The sequence below is a fragment of the Raineyella fluvialis genome, assembly GCF_009646095.1.
Taxonomy (GTDB): Bacteria; Actinomycetota; Actinomycetes; order Propionibacteriales; family Propionibacteriaceae; genus Raineyella; species Raineyella fluvialis.
On the sequence record NZ_CP045725.1, the window covers coordinates 474,977 to 491,275 of the forward strand.

The window sequence follows — 16,299 nt, forward strand, 5'->3', positions numbered from 1 at the left end:
CGGAGGGCCCGAACAATGGTGAGCCTAGGCTTCCCCATTGGTGTTTCGCCAGCGGTTGAGAGGATTTTCAGCAGCGGCCCATCACTATTGGTCGCCATGCCTGGAGCGTTCAGGACGCGGCATTCAGGCCAGCATTCCGCACGGCTTTTGAGAAAGCCGAATAAGCGCAGAGGTATATCGGAAAGCGTCCGGACTTCATCGCGTCGAACACTTCCCTCCTACTGTGGGCCGAGTCTAGCCACCGCGAGCCCCTGCCGGAGGGAGAATCGCGGGATCGCGGCGCGCGCGATGAGGCTCGCCAGATCGCGCCTCGCTCACAGATCCAGTGGCTCACCCTCGTCGAGATCGACGTCCGGCGGCGGGTCAGGCGGATTCTTCTTGCGCAGGATCCCCACGGCGACCGTCGCCAGCACGGCCAGGGCCAGCACGACCCACCACCAGGCCCAGCAGAAGCGACGGGCGGCACACCGCGGGATGGGCAGGGAATAGGGGCCCGGGCTGGTCTCGCTGGCGGAGACGAACCCCTCCGCGGCCGTGGGGCTGAAGCTCACCGGGTTGAGCAGTTTGTACCAGTCGCGGCACTCCCAGGCCCGCAGGATGCAGGTCACGTTCGTGTGGGGGGATTCGTACGGGGACGGGCCGAGCCGGCCGATCGGCCGGTGGAGCTCGTCGTAGACGGTGGCATGGCCGTGCTCGAGGTCATTGATGCCGACGTAGGGGTAGGCAGGATCCAGTCCCATGCTTGATTGTCACCCAGGTCACACCGCCCGGTCCGCTGAACGAAGCAGCGACGAGAGTCTGCTTGCCCTCTGCGCTGTGACCGCGCTAACATACAACCAAATGGTTGTATATCAAGTCATGAGCGACGACCTGGATCGCCTGTTCCACGCCCTGTCCGACGCGACGCGCCGGGACATCGTGGCGCGGGTGATGCTCCAGGAGCAGTCCGTCTCCGCTCTGGCCGCGCGCTATGCGATGAGCTTCGCCGCGGTGCAGAAGCACGTGACGGTCCTGGAGAAGGCGACGCTCGTGTCCAAACAGCGACGCGGACGGGAGCAGATCGTGTCCGGCAACCCGCACAGCATCCTCCGCGCCCGCGAGGCGCTCGAGACGTACGAGGAGATCTGGCGGGGCCGTACGGAGCGGATGCGCGATCTCCTCACCGACGACACACCCCCAGCACAAGCACCAGCAGCTACCAGCGATCCGGAAGGACCCACATCATGACCGTCACCACCACCCAGAAGGATCTCGAGGGCCTCACCCTCACCTTCGTGACCGAATTCGATGCGCCGGTCGAGCGCGTCTGGCAGCTCTGGGCCGATCCCCGCAAGCTCGAGCGCTGGTGGGGCCCGCCGTCCTGGCCCGCGACCTTCACCCAGTACGACTTCGTCGAGGGCGGCGCGGCGAGCTACTTCATGACCGGCCCGGACGGGTCGAAGCCTGCCGGCTGGTGGACCATCAGCTTCATCGACGCCCCGCACCGACTGGAGTTCGACGACGGTTTCGCCGACGAGGACGGCTATCCGGTCGAGGCGATGGGCGCCGTCCATGGCGTCGTGACCTTCGAGACCGTCGGGTCCGGCACTCGGATGACCGTCACCAGCCACTTCCAGTCCCGCGAGCAGTTCGACCAGATGGCCCAGATGGGTATGGAGGAGGGGATGCGCGAGGCCCTCGGCCAGATGGACGCGATCCTGGCGGACGTCGCCGTCTGAGGCAGGACGCGGCGGCCCGGCGGCGATCAGATCCCCAACCGGCGGGCCACCGCGTCCCCACCCATCGCCCGGACCACCTCGGGATCCCCCACGACGACCAGCCGGTCCGTCGCCCGGGACAGCCCCACGTACAGCCGCTCCTTGGCGCGATCCCGGGAGCCGTGCTCGTTGAGGCAGAGGATCACCGCGCGCCGCTCGAGCCCCTTGCAGCCGAGCACGTGCCCGTAGAAGACGTCGTCGCCCTCCCAGAACGTCCGCCAGTACCCCTCCTGGCCGTACTCCCGCTGCCGCTCCTCCTGCACCGGGTGCCGCTTGCCGGTGGCGAGCAGCATCACGTGCGCCGGGTCCCAGCCCTCGTCCAGCAGTCGCTCGACCTGGTCGTCGGCCGCCTCGATCGCGTCCTCGGTACGGGCGGGGATGAACTCGACCTGCGGCCCGTCATCGCCGCGCAGCTCCATCCGGGCGCCGGCCAGCGGCAGGAAGGTCTCGGCGATCTGCTTGGTGTTGCGCAGGTTGTGGTCCAGGACCAACGGCACCAACGTCACCGGAGGGCGCCCGAACCGCTGGAACACCCGCTGCTGCTCGTCGCTGTAGACGTGCAGCCGACCGGTCTCCTCGTCCCGCAGGGCAGCGAGCAACGACGGCCACCACGAGTCGGCGAAGTCCTGCCCTTCGTCGACGATGATCGCGTCGTACTTCTCGTGCCACGGAAGTCCCTCGGCCAGCTCCAGCATCTGTTCGGGCAGCCGGTGCTCCCAGAAGTCGCTGTCCTCGCGCGTGCCGTCCGGTGCGCCCCACTGCCGGCCGAGGGCGTGGAAGGTGCCGACGAAGTCCGGCCGGTGCTTGCGGCCGACCCGGCCCAGCTCGCGCTTGAAGTACTCGGCCAGTCCGATCGAGTAGCAGACCAGCGCCACGCGTTGCGGACCCAGGTCGCCGTGACCACGCGCCAGCTGCTTGGCCTGGGTGAGCGCGAGGATGGTCTTACCCGACCCTGCGCAGCCGCGCACCTCGGTGCGGGGGACGAAACGGGTGATGTCCAGGAGCATGGCCTGTTCCTTGGTGAGTCGATCGGCGCGGCCCTCCCGTTCCTCGGCGTCCGCCTCGACGTCCTCGACCGGGTGATGGCGACCCCGCAGGATCGACCGTACGACGTCGATGTCGTCGTCGGTGGGGATGCGGCCGCCGCCCCGGAGGGCGCACAGCTCGGTGAGCCGCGCACCGAGACGGCCCATCTCCCGCTTGCCGATCACCTGCCATCGCTCCAGCCCCGGGGCATGGAAGTCGTCCGGCCAGTCGGTGTGCGGGGTGACAAGGACGTGCTCGATCCGCAGCCGGGTCCGGCCACGCCACCGCTCGTCACACTCGAGGTAGTCCCGGACGGCGTACTTGTTGCGCAGGCCCTGCTCGATGTCGAAAGTCCGCCGCGTGGCCCCCGCCCCGACGAACCAGTCGCCGTGCGCGTGGTAGACACTGCCGCCCTTGACCTCGACCACCACCAGCCCGCTGCCCGGGATCAGGCAGAGAAAGTCGACCTCATGGTCGTACGGGCCGGTGAAGCGCAGCCCCGCGAAGACGACCGACCCGTCCGGCAGTTGCTCGACCAGCCGGCGACCCACCAGACGCTCCGATTCCGTGACGTACGTCGGCGACTCCGGGACGAGCTGGGCGGTCATGTCCGCACCGTAGCGGCTCATGGGCCCTCAGTCCTCCGCCTTCGAGCAGGCCGCCAGGATGGCGTCGCTCACTCGCTGCATGTGGGCCATGTCCCGATCGGGCCGGGTCATCGCCGCGGTCACGTAGCCGACCGCCAGTCCGCGATCCGGATCGGCCCAACCCAGGCAGACGTGGCTGCCGTTGTGTCCGAAGGTCCGGGGGCTGCTGGTGTTGCCCAGCGGGATCGGCAGGTGGCCCGGTCGTGGCCCGCCCAACTGGAAGCCCTGGGCCCACCGGATGTGGAGGTGCGCGAACCGGTCGAGTTCGATCTCGGTGGTGGGGCGGGTGGCCTCGGTGAGTGAGGGGAGGTCGAGCAGTCGCGGGCCTGAGGTGACCGAGGGGTCAGCCGCGACCAGAAGAGCGGCGTAGAACCGGGCCAGGTCCCGCGCCGTCGTCGAGATCCCTCCGGCCGGGATCACCGCCTCCCGGACGGCCCGACGATTGACCCACCTGCCGACCAGCACCCCGGCATCGCGCGTCACCATCCGCTGCGCCCGTCCGAGCAGATCGGCATCCAGGTTGGCGTACGTGTCCCGTAGCCCGGCCGGCCGGCAGACCTCATCCTCCAGCAGTGCGGGGAACCTCGCCCCGGTGACCCGCTGGGCCAGTTCGCCCAGCAGGAATCCGTACACGAGGTACTGGTACGCAGGCGTCGAGCCCGGTTCGTAGCGACAGGTTGCCCGCTCCAACCGCCGGACAGAGGCGTCCCAATCGGTCATCGCCAGGACGTCCGCCAGCCAGGATCCGGTGGTCGGGAGCCCCGAGCGGTGCTGCAGCACATGGCGTACCGTGACCCGCTCCTTCCCGCCGCCGACGAAGGCGGGCCAGTAGGTGTGGATCGGCGCGTCGAGGCTCAGCAGGCCGCGTTCCACCAGTCGCCAGACGATGACGCTCGTCATCGGCTTGCCCGCGGAGAAGGACCAGAACAGCCGGTCGGGCGTGGTCCTGGTGCACCGGTGCAGGACGACGTCGCCGCCCCGGATCACGCACAACTGCGCGGGCGCCCCACGGGCTTCCACGAGGTCCCACGCCGCTTCCGGCGCACGCTCGTCCATGACTCTTCCTCTCCCCTCCCCATGGTCCAGCAGACCGGGGGCACCATGGGAGCGGTGACAGGAGACAGCGATGACCGACTACGTGGTGGGGCTCGAGCAGCTCGACGCGACGATGCTCGCGACGGCCGGCGGCAAGGGCGCCAATCTGGGGGAACTGTCACGGATCGGCGGCGTTCGGGTGCCCGCCGGGTTCTGTGTCACCACCGGTGCCTATGAGCAGGCGGTCAGCGGTGACCCGGCCCTGGGAGAGCTACTGGAGGGGCTGTCCCGGGTCGCGGTGGACGACACCACCGGCATCCGGGTGGCCGGGATGCGGATCCGGGACACCATCGAGGGCATCACGGTCCCGACCGACATCGCCGAGGAGATCGGCCGACGCCTCACCGCCCTCGGCGCGGACGAGGCGTACGCGGTCCGGTCCAGTGCGACGGCCGAGGACCTGCCGACGGCGTCCTTCGCCGGACAACAGGACACGTACCTCAACGTGGCGGGGCGCGATGCGGTGCTGCAGCATGTAAGGCGGTGCTGGGCCTCGCTCTTCGCCGACCGCGCGATCACCTACCGGGTGCAGCACGGCATCGACCACCGCCACGTACGGCTCGCGGTGGTCGTCCAGCGGATGGTCGTCCCCGAGGTGGCGGGCATCATGTTCACCGCCGACCCCCTCACGTCCGACCGGAAGACGATCGCGATCGAGGCGGGCCTCGGACTGGGTGAGGCGCTCGTCTCCGGGCTCGCGAACCCCGACCGCTACACCGTCCGGGAGGGCCGGATCCTCAACCGCACGGTGTCGGCACAGGGGATCGCGGTCCGCCCGGCGCCGGAGGGCGGGACACGCGAAGAGCATCTCGACGCCGTCCAGGGCAGCGCCCAGAAGCTGCCGGATACCGCCATCCTGCACCTGGCCGGCCTCGGGCGGACCATCGAGGCCCACTTCGGTGGCCCGCAGGACATCGAGTGGGCATTCGCGGAGGGAGCGTTCTCCGTCGTCCAGAGCCGCCCGATCACCACCCTCTTCCCCGTCCCCGGCCCGCAGGACGGCGCGAACCATGTGTACATGTCCTTCGGGCACCAGCAGATGATGACCGACGCGATGACGCCGTTGGGGATGTCGTTCTTCCAGACCCAGCTGGGCCCGACCCCTCTGGTCGAAGCCGGCGGCCGGTTCTTCATCGACATGGCACCGGATCTGGCCGCACCAGTGGGGCGGCGGGTGGTGATGGCCTCTCTGCGCCGGATCGACCCGTTGATCGACAGTGCCGTCCGGGACCTGGCGCGCCGCCCGGGTTACCTGAAAGGGCTGTCGAAGGGGGGTCCACGATTCTTCAGCCTCACCAACAACGCGGGCTACTTCACCTGGCGGCTCCCGGTCGAGGCGGTCCGGCTCTACCGCCGCAACGACCCGGGCACGATCCCAGCCCTGGTCGCGGGTCACGATGCCACCCTCGAGGAGCTCAGGCGTCGGCTCGCGCGGCTGTCCGGGGACGCGGTGTTCGAGGCCGTCCTCGACGACGTCAAGGAGTTGGGAGTCGCTGTCACCGCCCCGGAGAGCATGGCCGTGGTCTATGTCGGGATGTACGCGCTGAGCTGGCTCAACCGGAAGATGGCGAAGTGGCTGGGGAGGAAGGGCGCCGGGGACGCCTTCGCCCAGTCGGTGGGCAACAGTGTCACCTCGTCGATGGGGATGGCCCTGCTCGACGTCGCCGATGCCGTCCGGAGCCGTCCTGCGGTGATGGCCGCGCTGCCCGATCTCCCGGATGCGACCTTCTTCGACGCGTTAGCGTCCGTGGCGGGCGGCGATGCTGTTGCCCAGGTGCTCCGCGACTTCCTCGAGGCGTACGGCATGCGGTGCTCCGGCGAGATCGACATCACGCGGCCCCGCTGGAGCGAAGCGCCCTCGACGCTCGTCCCGGTGCTCCTCAGCACGCTCAGGAACCTGGAGCCCGACGCCCGGACGACCCGCACGGAACAGGCCCGGCGCGAAGCGGACGCGTTGCAGCGCACCCTTATCGACGCCCTGCGCCGGCGTCCGGGGGACGACGGAAGGCGGCTCGGACCGTACGGATGATCGGTCGGCTGCGGAACTTCGTCGGCTACCGCGAGTACCCCAAGCACCTGATGATGCGTCACTACTAGGTGATCAAGCAGGCCCTGCTGACCGAAGCCCACGACCTCGTCGAGAAGGGAGTCCTGGCACGACCCGACGACGCCTATTTCCTGACCTTCGAGGAGTTCCGGGCGGCGGTCCGCACCAGCCAGGTGGATCGCGACCTGATCGCGCGACGGCGCGCGGAGGTCGACGCGTGGTCGCGGCTGACCCCACCGCGGGTGATCACCTCGGACGGCGAGGTCCCGCCCGCCACGTACGGCACCGGCGGTGGCCCGGCGGGAGCACTGGCCGGCATCCCGGCGTCGGCCGGCACGGTCGAAGGGCGCGCGCGAGTCATCCTGGACCTGACGGACGCCGACCTGCAGGAGGGCGACATCCTGGTCACGACGTTCACCGACCCGAGCTGGACCCCGGTCTTCCTGTCCGTCAAGGGGGTCGTCACCGAGGTCGGCGGAGCGATGACCCACGGCTCGGTCGTGGCACGAGAGTACGGACTGCCCGCCGTGGTCGGCGTCGAGGGCGCCACCCGGCGGATCCAGGACGGTCAACTGATCCGCGTCAACGGCACGGACGGCTACGTCGAACTCCTCCCAGGGGGACGCCCGCCCAGGGTCAGACGGCCTCGACCCGATGCTTGAGCGTCGCCAGGTCGGCGGCCACCGCGTCGGCGTCCGCCTCGAACTGCGCCTCGCTCATGCCCTCACGACGGCGGACGGTGAACACCACCTCGCACCCGGAGCGGCCGTCGGCGCCGCCGGGCAGGACCCGCATCGGGTTGTAGACCTGCTCCCCCGACGGCAGCGTCACGACGTGGTCGAGCACGCCGAGTTGGTTGCCCGGCGTGAAGGCGATCCGTACTCGGCCCATCGCCGAATCGGTGGCCCAGGCCTCGCCCTCAGGCTCGACGCTCGCACCGGCCAGGCCGGCCGCCCATTCCGGAAGGCGCCGCGGATCCGCGGCGTACGCGTACACCACCTCGGGCGCCTGGTCGATCCACAGACTGACGTGGCGGGACATCTCGGACGTGTCGGTCATCGCGGCCTCCTTCGGCGCTGGCCCTGTGGGTCGTACGCGCCTCGTTGCTCGTGTCGTTCTCGTGCTCGTCCTCCTACCACCGTAGGCGGCTGGATCGGCCGGGAAAACCCCGAGGCCTGAGTGGGCGTCCGGAGACGGGGCAAACCAGCGGACGGCGACGGGGACGGGTGGAAGACTCGATCCATGAGTGTCCTCGTGATCTACGAGTCCATGTTCGGCCACACGAAAGCCATCGCCGAAGCGGCCGCTGACGGCCTGAGCGACGCCCTCGCCCGAGGCGGTGCTCACGAGACCGTGACCCTCGTCCCGGTCACCGACGCCCCTGAGACGCTGCCGGACGACATCACCCTGCTCGTCCTCGGCGGGCCGACCCACGCGTTCTCGATGAGCCGGGAGAGCACCCGCGAGGACGCCCTGCAGCAGGCCCACGTCGAGGACGCCGCCCGCCAGTCGACCGGACTGCGGGAGTGGATCGAGGGTGCGACCACCAGCGGGTCCGTCGCGGTGGTGACGTTCGACACCAGGGTCAAGAAGCCGTTCATTCCCGGTTCCGCCGCGAAGGCCGCGGCGAAGGCACTGGCCGCGAAGGGATTCGCGGATGTGGAGCGGGGTGAGACGTTCTGGGTCGTCGACACCCCCGGACCTCTGGTCGACGGTGAACTGGAGCGGGCACGGGAGTGGGGAGCGAGCCTGGCCGATCACGTCTGACAGGCGGTCGCTACGACGGATCGTCGGACAACGGCACGCGGATCGCGGGACAATTCAAGCACTTCCCATTGCCCGATGAGGGTGGCCATCATGACGACCTCGTACACCCCTCAGGCCGCTCCCGCGACGGCCACGGCCCGGCTGCTCCTCTGGCTGGGCGTCGCCCTGGTGAGCCTCCCGCCACTGATGGGCCTGTCCACCGCTGTGTCGGCCCTCTCACTACCGATCGACGGCGCCCTCACCCAGGCGCTCACTGCCCTATGGTTCATCCCCGAAGAGGTCTTCCCGCTGGGCCTCGCCGGCGTCGTCCTCGTGCTCATCGCCGTCCGGCATGACGAGCGGGCCTGGCGGCTGGCCTGGGTCGGCACGGCGGCGGTCGTCATCGGCCTGGCCGGGACCTCGATCCTGGCCACAGCCACTGGCATCAACCGCAGCCAGGAGGCACTCACCGGGCCCGCGAGGACCGCCGTCGAGTCGGGCATGGCGGCTTTCGGTCTTCTGTACGTGCTCGGACTGGTCGGCCTGTTGGTGCTGGGACTGCGCCAGCTCCGACCCTCGACCGTCGCACTCGCCCGCCTGGCGATCGTGTTGGTGGCCGTCGCCCTGGTGATGGCGGCGTTCCAAAGCCTCGCGGGTTTCCTCCTCCGCCGCGCGAACTCCCGGGCGGGTGTCACCGGCGGAGCGCCGGTCGTGATGTCCGGGGTCGGCGACGCCCTGATCTGGGCCGCCCTCGGTCTGGTCGTGCTGGCGGTCCTGGCCGCCCGGCTGCGGATGATGCGCACCCTCGTCGCGGTCGCAGGGGCCGTGATGCTCGGCGCGATGATCGTCCTGAAGGTCCTCGGCGCGCTGTCCTTCCGGCTCCTCAACGGGCCCGAGACCACCGGTCCCGTCTCCATCCCCGCCGGCTTCACCACGGCGATGACCGTCTGCACCGTTCTCGGCCTGCTGGGCACGATCGCGCTCCTCATCGGCGCCATCAGGATCAGTGCCCGAGCCCGGGACGGACTCGCCCCCGTCTGATCCCCGCGTCAGTCCCCCGGCCACTCCTCGGCGTCCGCCGCGCCGAGCACGCCGTCGGAGGGGAACCAGGCGGGCGCCGCCTCCGCCGCGAGGCGTAGCCAGCCCTTCGCCCGCGCCACGTCCCGCGCCGTGTCGACGAAGGCGAGCACCTCCGAGCGCGTCTCGTCGGCCCGCCACAGCAGTGACCAAGCGAAGTACGGCTGGACGTCCTCGAACCATTGGAAGGTGAAGCCCTCGGCGCCCGGATAGTCCCGCAGGCCCTGCAACGCCACGACCGCCGGGTAGTCGCCGCGGATCTGTCCCTGGCCGATCGCCTCAAGCATCGTGATGTCGTGCGGGACGTGCTCGAAGACGACGTTCAACTCGTCCTGCACCACCGCACAGAACGCCTGCCAGCCGCGGAACCGCTCCCGGGAGGTGAACGCCTCCCCCAGCCGGGTGCTGCGCAGCGTCGGATGCTCGATCTCCCGTACGGTCATCACCATCAGCGGGTCGAACCGCAGCGGGGTCTGGGCGATCCCGGGCAACTGCGCGGTGAGCCGGTCCATGGCGATGTCGAGATGGCCGGCGAGGAGCGCCTCGACCTGTTCCTCACCGGTGAGGTCCTGGATGCTGACGATGTCCTGGGGCCGGTGCTTGCGATGGCTGGCCCAGACCTCCTGCATCATGTGCCGGCCGCGGATCTCCCCGACGCGGATGACGCCCTCGGCCCCCGTGCCCGCCGGAACAGCACATCGGTCGCCCGCACCAGCGCCTCCGCCTGGGGCCGCAGGTCGAACCCCTTGGCGGTCAGCGCCACACCCGCGCCGTGGCGGACGAAGAGCCGTTGGCCGAGCAGGTCCTCCAGCCGGCGGACCTGCTGGCTCACCGCCTGTTGGCTGACGCCGAGCACCCCGGCGGCCCGGGTGAACGTGCCGTGCTGGGCCACTGCCAGGAACGCCCGGACCAGCCGCGTGTCCACGTCGTCGCCGTCCATCGCCCGCTCCTTCCGCAGCCTCCACGACCCACCCACAACAATATCTTGTGAGCTGACAAGGCGTCCTTGTTCCTCGTGCCGGAACGCGACACAGGTCACACCCTGTGACTCACCTCACCCCACTATGGAGCTCATTCCCCTCAACGATGAAGGAGTCTCCCGATGACTGTGACCACTGACGTCCTCATCGCCGGCGCCGGCCCCGTGGGCCTGACCCTGGCGAACTTCCTCGGCAAGTACGGCGTGCGTGCGATCGTCGTCGAGCAGCTGCCCTCGCTGATCGACTACCCCCGCGGTGTCGGCCTGGACGACGAGTCGTTCCGTACGATCCAGTCCCTCGGCCTGGCCGAGGAGGTGCTCCCCTTCACCGTCCCCCAGCACGTGATGCGGCTGGTCAACGGCCACGGCGACGTCATCCTCACCAACGATCCCAAGGGCGAGCCGTACGGCTGGACCCGCAAGCACGGCTTCCTCCAGCCCGAGGTCGACAACGCCCTGTACGAGGGCCTGGCCCGTTACCAGGGTGTCGAGGTGCGTTTCGCCCACACCCTCACCGACATCGCTGAGGACGCCGACAGCGTCACGGCCACGGTCGAGCACACGCTCGAGGACGGCAGCACCGAGACCTTCGAGATCGTGGCGAAGTACCTGGTCGGCTGTGAGGGCGGCAAGTCCCCGACCCGCAAGTGGATGGGCGTGAACTTCGAGGGGAAGTCCCCGTCCACCCGCTGGGTCGTCGTCGACGTGAACAACGACCCGCTGGGCACGCCGAACGTCTACCTGGGCGCCGACCCCGCCCGTCCGTACGTCTCCATCGGCCTGCCGCACGCCGTGCGTCGCTGGGAGTTCATGCTCTTCGACGACGAGCCGTCGGAGAAGGTCGAGGACGACGCGTTCGTCGCCGAACTGCTCAAGGACCACGTCCCCGACTCCACCAAGCTCGATGTCATCCGCCGACGCGTCTTCACCCACCATGGCCGGATCGCCTCGTCGTTCCGTAAGGGCCGGGTGCTGATCGCCGGCGACGCCGCGCACCTGATGCCGGTGTGGATGGGCCAGGGCTGGAACTCCGGCGTCCGCGACGCCACCAACCTCGGCTGGAAGCTCGCCTCGGTACTCAAGGGCCACAGCGACGACCGGCTGCTCGACACGTACACCACCGAGCGCACCGACCACGCCAAGGCGATGATCGACCTGTCGATGACGTTCGGTTCCATCATCAAGCCGACCGACCGGAAGATCGCCTTCCTCCGCGACACCGCCGCCTCGGCGATGAACGTGCTGCCGCAGGTGAAGGAGTACTTCACCGACATGAAGTTCAAGCCCATCCCGCGCTACTCCAGCGGCGTCGTCGTCGACCAGAAGACGCTGGCCCCGGGCCGCGCGGATGCCAAGGTCGGCGGCGGACGGTTCATCCCCTTCCGCAACACCGTCGAGAAGAACTCCCCGGTCGGCCTGCAGATCATCCAGCCGCGGGTCAACACGGCGACGGCGACGAACGTACGACTCGACGACGTGATGGGCGACTGGTGGACCATCGCCGCCTGGGGCAACGACCCGACCCGGCTGCTCGACCCCGAGGACGTCAAGCTCTTCCGTCGTCTCGGCGGCACCTTCGTCACCTTCATCTCCGAGACCCAGCGGCCGTGGGCCGAGCAGGAGTTCGGCTACTCGTCGACCGTCGTCGGCGACACCACCAACGCACTGAAGACGTGGTTCGACGTGCGCTCCGTCGGCGCGGTGATCCTGCGTCCCGACCACTTCGTCGCCGCCGCCTGCCTGGCCCAGGACCTGCCGAAGGCCTTCCACGCCACACTGGAGGCCGCTCACGCCACCCTGGCGACCGTCTCCTCGGCCACCCCGACGGCGCCGGTCGAGACCACCCCGAGCACCACCGCGAGGGCCTGAACCATGTCGCTGTCCCTGCTGTGCATGTCGCACACGCCGCTGATGGGGTTCAACGACCCCGGCGCCGAGACGCGTGCCGACGTCGATGCGCTGTTCGACCGGGCCCGGGCCTTCGTCGAGGAGGTCGACCCGACCCTGGTCGTGTCGTTCGGCCCGGATCACTACAACGGCTTCTTCTACGAGCTGATGCCGCCCTTCGCGATCTGCTACGCGGGTCGCGGGGTCGGGGACTTCGACACGGCCGCTGACCCTTTCACGGTTCCCGAGGAGATCGCGGCGGGGATGGCGCAGTACGCCGCTGACGCCGGGATCGACATGACGATCAGCCGTGGGGCCGAGCTGGACCACGGCGCGGTGCAGATCCCCGAGCTGGTGCTCGGCGGCCTGGACCGCTACCCGACCGTGCCGGTCTTCGTGAACGGTGTCGCGGAGCCCTTCGTCCCGATGAGCCGGATCCGGCAGATGGGTGAGGCCCTCGGCCGCTACCTCGCCGGTCTCGACGAGCGGGTGCTGCTGATCGGCTCCGGCGGGCTGTCCCATGATCCGCCGGTGCCGCGCTGGGCCGAGGCGACCGAAGCACAGCGGGCGTTCCTGCTCAACGCCCGTCACCCGACGCCGGAGGCCCGGGCCGCGCGCCAGGAGAGGACCATCAGCACCGGTCTGGCCTTCGCCGCCGGTGAGGCCACGATCCAGGACCTCAACCCGGAGTGGGACAACGCGTTCCTCGACGTGGCCGCCTCCGGGCGGGTCGAGGACTTCGACAGCTACACCGCGGCGCAGATGACCCTCGACGCCGGGCACTCGAGCCACGAGGTCCGCTGCTGGGTCGCCGCCGCCGCGGCGATGCGCGCCGCCGGACCGTACGTGGTCCGGGAGCGCTACTACCGCGCGATCCCCGAGTGGATCGCCGGCTTCGGCGCCCTGTTCGCCACCACTGCCTGACACACCTCACGCCTGACACACCTACCGCCTGACACACCTACCGCCTGACACCCCCCACCCGACCCCCCAGACGACAACGCAGTCCACCCCCGTGGCCCGGCCCAGAAACCCGGGCCACGGAGATCCTGAGGAGCCACTCATGTCCACCGCCATCCCGTCGACGACGACCGGCGCCACCGGTTCGTCCGGCCAGTCCTTCCGCGCCCGTGCGTCGAGCTTCATCGGCTCGGCCGTTGAGTACTACGACTTCCTGCTCTACGGCGCGGCCGCCGGCCTCGTCTTCCCCAAGCTGTTCTTCGCGAACCTCGATCCGGCGCTCGGCACCACGCTGTCGTACGTCATCCTCTTCACCGGCTACGCGGCGCGTCCGCTGGGCGGTCTGCTCTTCGGGCACTACGGCGACAAGTTCGGCCGCAAGCGGATGCTCTTCATCACCCTGCTGGTGATGGGCCTGGTCTCGATCTCCATCGGCCTGATGCCGGGCTCGGCGATGATCGGGGCGGCGGCGCCGATCATCCTCGTGGTCCTGCGGGTCATCCAGGGCATCGCTGTCGGCGGTGAATGGGCCGGCGCCACGCTGATGTCGATGGAGCACTCGAAGCAGGGATCGAAGGGTCTCGGCGCCTCGCTCGCCGTCGCCGGTGCCCCGATGGGCGCGGTGCTCGCCACCCTGGTGCTCGCGCTCTTCTCCGGCCGCCATGACTTCATCGTCACGGACGCCTGGTGGGCCTCCTGGCGCATCCCGTTCCTGCTGTCCTTCGTCGTCGTGCTGGTCGGCCTCTACCTGCGCTCGCAGATCCACGAGTCGCCGGAGTTCGAGGAGGCCCGTCGCCGCGGCGAGGTGCACACCAACGTCCCGATCGTCGAGATGTGGACGAAGTACCGCAAGGAGGTCGTCCTCGGCACGCTGGCCGTCGGCGCCCCGCTCTTCCTTCAGGGCCTGCTGGCCGTCTGGGCAGTGCCGTACGTCGTCGCCGGCCACGCCGTCTCCCGGCAGGACGCGCTGATGATGCTCACGCTCTCCAACGCGTTGCACGTGTTCGCCATCCCGGCCTCGGCGTGGCTGTCGGACCGCCTCGGCCGTCGCCCGGTGATGATCGGTGGGGCGATCCTGTCCGCGGTGGGCCTGTGGGGGATGTTCGCCCTGTTCAACACGAACCAGCCGGTGCTGATCGCCCTCGCCTTCATCGTCGGCAACCCGATCCTGCAGGCCTCCATGTACGGCCCGATCGGCGCCTTCCTCGGCGAGAAGTTCGACGCCAACGCCCGCTACACCGGCGTCTCGCTGACCTACCAGTTCGGCTCGCTCATCGGTGGTGGCCTCGCCCCGCTGATCGCCGACCAGTTTGTCCGCCACCCCGGCCAGACGCAGAACCTGGCGCTCTACATGTCGGTCTTCTACGTGATCAGCGGCATCGCGGTGCTGCTGTCGCGGGAGACGCGGCACAAGCAGACCCACGCGGAGCGCTTTATCGAGGCGAACCTGGTGGACTGAGCCCCCGCGGCGCGGACCGCTGCTCAGCAGTCTCCTCGGCCAGGGCCGGCGGCATCTCACGGTGCCGTCGGCCCTGGCGTCGGTCCTGGGCGCTACGCTGGCGGCGGCCACGTACGCCCCGTCCGAGGAGGCCCCATGGCAGGCCACGCCGTCCGCGTCACCGGCACGATCGACGCCCCGCCGCAGGCCGTCTGGCGCGTGCTCACCGATCTGGACCGGGCCGCTGAGGTCCTCACCAGCGTCCACGAGATCGTCCGCCTGACGGACGGCCCGTACGACGTGGGGACCCGCTGGCGGGAGACGCGGACCATGCTGGGGCGTACGGAGAGCCATGAGCTGACCGTCACCGAATCGCTGCCCTGTGTGCGGACCGTGATCACCACCGAGGCGGGCGGCGTCACGTACGCCACGCGGATGGAACTGGAGGCGGTGGAGCCCGCCCCCGCGAAGGGCCGGACCCGGCTGACTGTCACCTTCGAGGCTCGCCACCCCCGGCCGACGACGCGCCAGCGGATCGCCTGGACGGTGATGGGGCCCGCCGGGACGCTGCTCACCAGGGCGATGTTGCGTCGCCAGGTCGCCGAGATCTCCGCGGCGGCCGGCGACGGGCGCCGCCGTGCGCGGACGTTCACGGCCGCGTCGATCCCCGACCTGACCGGGAGCGTCGCGGTCGTCACCGGCGCGAACGGCGGGCTCGGCCTCGAGTCGGCCCGCGCGCTCGCCGCGAAGGGCGCGCAGGTGGTGATGGCCGTCCGCAACACCGCCAAGGCCGAGGCGGCGGCCGACGCCATCCGGGCGGCCGTGCCAGGCGCCTCACTGGAGATCGTGCCGCTCGACCTCGGTTCGCAGGCGTCGGTGCGCCACGCCGCCCAGACCATCCTCGCCGCCCATCCGGTCATCGACCTGCTCCTCAACAACGCCGGGGTGATGGCCACCGCCGAAGGGCGGACCGTCGATGGGTACGAGACCCAGTTCGGCGTCGATCACCTCGGCCACTGGACCCTGACGTCACTCCTGCTCCCCGGTCTGCTGGCCGCGCCGGCCGCGCGGGTGGTGACGACGACGAGCATGGCCCGACTGCAGGCAGGCGGCCGCCTCGACCCCTCCGATCCGCTGCTCGAGCGGGGATATGACCCGTGGGCCGCGTACTCCCGGGCGAAACGCGCCAACTACCACTTCGCGCTCGGGCTGGATCGGGAGTTCCGCCGGGCCGGGGTGGGCGCGCAGAGCCTGGCGGCGCACCCGGGACTCGCCTACACCGACCTGCAGCCCACGGCCGTCCGCGGCGGTGGAGCGGGCCGGATGGGGCCGTTATGGGCGGGCCTCGCTCGGCTGATCGGGATGTCCGCCGCCGACGGTGCCCTGCCCCAGCTGCGCGCGGCCACCGATCCCGACGCCTCGGGCGGGGAGTTCTACGGCCCGCGGTGGAGCAGCCGCGGACCTGCCGTCCGGCTGCGCGTCGACCGGCGCGGGCTGGACCGGGCCATCGACGATCTGTGGGCGGTGTCGGAGCGGCAGACCGGCGTCCGTCTCGACCTGCGGCCGCGATGAGCGCTGGGGGCGTTCCCGGTGTCGGTGCCCCCGGCTAGGCTCAGAGGGACGCTGAACTCGAGGAAGGA

General features: G+C 70.1%; 16 protein-coding genes. 10 read left to right on the forward strand and 6 right to left on the reverse strand.

The window, feature by feature from the left end; translation table 11 throughout:
* Positions 1-314: 314 nt before the first annotated feature.
* Positions 315-740: a hypothetical protein gene (locus tag Rai3103_RS02075; RefSeq protein ID WP_153571196.1), complete on the reverse strand. Its 426-nt coding sequence runs from the start codon at positions 738-740 to the stop codon at positions 315-317.
* A gap of 118 nt (positions 741-858) precedes the next feature.
* Between Rai3103_RS02075 and Rai3103_RS02080 the strand changes: the two genes are divergently transcribed.
* Complete coding sequence (locus tag Rai3103_RS02080; protein ID WP_228489090.1) at positions 859-1,227, forward strand: ArsR/SmtB family transcription factor; 369 nt, start codon at positions 859-861, stop codon at positions 1,225-1,227.
* Positions 1,224-1,718 carry an SRPBCC family protein gene (locus Rai3103_RS02085; RefSeq protein ID WP_153571198.1) on the forward strand — a complete coding sequence of 165 codons (495 nt, stop codon included), beginning with the start codon at positions 1,224-1,226 and terminating at the stop codon, positions 1,716-1,718. The genes Rai3103_RS02080 and Rai3103_RS02085 overlap by 4 nt, the downstream gene beginning before the upstream one ends.
* A 26-nt stretch (positions 1,719-1,744) precedes the next feature.
* On the opposite strand, the gene Rai3103_RS02090 is transcribed toward Rai3103_RS02085, so the two are convergent.
* Both Rai3103_RS02090 and Rai3103_RS02095 read right to left on the reverse strand, forming a co-directional pair.
* Complete coding sequence (locus Rai3103_RS02090) at positions 1,745-3,412, reverse strand: nuclease-related domain-containing DEAD/DEAH box helicase (protein ID WP_228489091.1); 1,668 nt, start codon at positions 3,410-3,412, stop codon at positions 1,745-1,747.
* A gap of 6 nt (positions 3,413-3,418) precedes the next feature.
* Positions 3,419-4,486 carry a serine hydrolase domain-containing protein gene (locus tag Rai3103_RS02095; RefSeq protein ID WP_153571199.1) on the reverse strand — a complete coding sequence of 356 codons (1,068 nt, stop codon included), beginning with the start codon at positions 4,484-4,486 and terminating at the stop codon, positions 3,419-3,421.
* Between the two features lie 70 nt (positions 4,487-4,556).
* On the opposite strand from Rai3103_RS02095, the gene Rai3103_RS02100 reads away from it, so the two are divergent.
* On the forward strand, positions 4,557-6,554 hold the full coding sequence (locus Rai3103_RS02100) for a PEP/pyruvate-binding domain-containing protein (RefSeq protein WP_228489092.1): 1,998 nt from the start codon (positions 4,557-4,559) through the stop codon (positions 6,552-6,554).
* Positions 6,555-6,622: 68 nt separating this feature from the next.
* Positions 6,623-7,234, forward strand: coding sequence for a PEP-utilizing enzyme (locus Rai3103_RS17300; protein WP_228489093.1), 612 nt, complete (start codon positions 6,623-6,625; stop codon positions 7,232-7,234).
* On the opposite strand, the gene Rai3103_RS02105 is transcribed toward Rai3103_RS17300, so the two are convergent.
* The gene (locus Rai3103_RS02105; RefSeq protein ID WP_153571200.1) at positions 7,209-7,631 is read right to left on the reverse strand and encodes an SRPBCC family protein; all 423 of its coding nucleotides are present in this window, start codon (positions 7,629-7,631) and stop codon (positions 7,209-7,211) included. The two genes, Rai3103_RS17300 and Rai3103_RS02105, sit on opposite strands and share 26 nt — an antisense overlap.
* Positions 7,632-7,814: 183 nt before the next feature.
* Between Rai3103_RS02105 and Rai3103_RS02110 the strand changes: the two genes are divergently transcribed.
* Both Rai3103_RS02110 and Rai3103_RS02115 read left to right on the forward strand, forming a co-directional pair.
* A complete protein-coding gene (locus tag Rai3103_RS02110; protein ID WP_153571201.1) occupies positions 7,815-8,339 on the forward strand; it encodes a flavodoxin family protein in 525 nt (174 codons plus the stop codon).
* A 75-nt stretch (positions 8,340-8,414) separates the two neighbouring features.
* Complete coding sequence (locus tag Rai3103_RS02115) at positions 8,415-9,359, forward strand: hypothetical protein (protein WP_153571202.1); 945 nt, start codon at positions 8,415-8,417, stop codon at positions 9,357-9,359.
* An 8-nt stretch (positions 9,360-9,367) separates the two neighbouring features.
* Here the strand turns inward: Rai3103_RS02115 and Rai3103_RS02120 are convergent, their stop codons facing one another.
* Complete coding sequence (locus tag Rai3103_RS02120; protein ID WP_153571203.1) at positions 9,368-10,027, reverse strand: LysR substrate-binding domain-containing protein; 660 nt, start codon at positions 10,025-10,027, stop codon at positions 9,368-9,370.
* Positions 10,024-10,335, reverse strand: a complete 312-nt coding sequence (locus tag Rai3103_RS18345) for a LysR family transcriptional regulator (RefSeq protein WP_153571204.1) — start codon at positions 10,333-10,335, stop codon at positions 10,024-10,026. Before Rai3103_RS18345 ends, Rai3103_RS02120 begins: the two co-directional genes overlap by 4 nt.
* A gap of 162 nt (positions 10,336-10,497) precedes the next feature.
* Between Rai3103_RS18345 and mhpA the strand changes: the two genes are divergently transcribed.
* The 4 genes from mhpA to Rai3103_RS02145 all read left to right on the forward strand — a co-directional run bounded on the left by mhpA (position 10,498) and on the right by Rai3103_RS02145 (position 16,231).
* Complete coding sequence (gene mhpA / locus Rai3103_RS02130) at positions 10,498-12,243, forward strand: bifunctional 3-(3-hydroxy-phenyl)propionate/3-hydroxycinnamic acid hydroxylase MhpA (protein WP_153571205.1); 1,746 nt, start codon at positions 10,498-10,500, stop codon at positions 12,241-12,243.
* A 3-nt stretch (positions 12,244-12,246) separates the two neighbouring features.
* On the forward strand, positions 12,247-13,185 hold the full coding sequence (locus Rai3103_RS02135; protein ID WP_153571206.1) for a 3-carboxyethylcatechol 2,3-dioxygenase: 939 nt from the start codon (positions 12,247-12,249) through the stop codon (positions 13,183-13,185).
* Between the two features lie 139 nt (positions 13,186-13,324).
* Complete coding sequence (locus Rai3103_RS02140) at positions 13,325-14,680, forward strand: MFS transporter (protein ID WP_153571207.1); 1,356 nt, start codon at positions 13,325-13,327, stop codon at positions 14,678-14,680.
* 135 nt (positions 14,681-14,815) lie between these two features.
* Positions 14,816-16,231 (forward strand): oxidoreductase, encoded by a 1,416-nt coding sequence (locus Rai3103_RS02145; protein WP_153571208.1) that lies wholly within the window; start codon positions 14,816-14,818, stop codon positions 16,229-16,231.
* Positions 16,232-16,299 lie beyond the last annotated feature (68 nt).

What these genes read in the sequence shown, in the direction of transcription:
- Rai3103_RS18345 (WP_153571204.1), bottom strand. Translation starts at nt 10,335, where the DNA reads ATGGACGGCGACGACGTGGACACGCGGCTGGTCCGGGCGTTCCTGGCA.
- Rai3103_RS02120 (WP_153571203.1), bottom strand. Translation starts at nt 10,027, where the DNA reads ATGATGCAGGAGGTCTGGGCCAGCCATCGCAAGCACCGGCCCCAGGAC.
- Rai3103_RS02105 (WP_153571200.1), bottom strand. Translation starts at nt 7,631, where the DNA reads ATGACCGACACGTCCGAGATGTCCCGCCACGTCAGTCTGTGGATCGAC.
- Rai3103_RS02075 (WP_153571196.1), bottom strand. Translation starts at nt 740, where the DNA reads ATGGGACTGGATCCTGCCTACCCCTACGTCGGCATCAATGACCTCGAG.
- Rai3103_RS02100 (WP_228489092.1), top strand. Translation starts at nt 4,557, where the DNA reads ATGACCGACTACGTGGTGGGGCTCGAGCAGCTCGACGCGACGATGCTC.
- Rai3103_RS02110 (WP_153571201.1), top strand. Translation starts at nt 7,815, where the DNA reads ATGAGTGTCCTCGTGATCTACGAGTCCATGTTCGGCCACACGAAAGCC.
- Rai3103_RS02095 (WP_153571199.1), bottom strand. Translation starts at nt 4,486, where the DNA reads ATGGACGAGCGTGCGCCGGAAGCGGCGTGGGACCTCGTGGAAGCCCGT.
- mhpA (WP_153571205.1), top strand. Translation starts at nt 10,498, where the DNA reads ATGACTGTGACCACTGACGTCCTCATCGCCGGCGCCGGCCCCGTGGGC.
- Rai3103_RS02140 (WP_153571207.1), top strand. Translation starts at nt 13,325, where the DNA reads ATGTCCACCGCCATCCCGTCGACGACGACCGGCGCCACCGGTTCGTCC.
- Rai3103_RS02115 (WP_153571202.1), top strand. Translation starts at nt 8,415, where the DNA reads ATGAGGGTGGCCATCATGACGACCTCGTACACCCCTCAGGCCGCTCCC.
- Rai3103_RS02135 (WP_153571206.1), top strand. Translation starts at nt 12,247, where the DNA reads ATGTCGCTGTCCCTGCTGTGCATGTCGCACACGCCGCTGATGGGGTTC.
- Rai3103_RS02085 (WP_153571198.1), top strand. Translation starts at nt 1,224, where the DNA reads ATGACCGTCACCACCACCCAGAAGGATCTCGAGGGCCTCACCCTCACC.
- Rai3103_RS02090 (WP_228489091.1), bottom strand. Translation starts at nt 3,412, where the DNA reads ATGAGCCGCTACGGTGCGGACATGACCGCCCAGCTCGTCCCGGAGTCG.
- Rai3103_RS02080 (WP_228489090.1), top strand. Translation starts at nt 859, where the DNA reads ATGAGCGACGACCTGGATCGCCTGTTCCACGCCCTGTCCGACGCGACG.
- Rai3103_RS02145 (WP_153571208.1), top strand. Translation starts at nt 14,816, where the DNA reads ATGGCAGGCCACGCCGTCCGCGTCACCGGCACGATCGACGCCCCGCCG.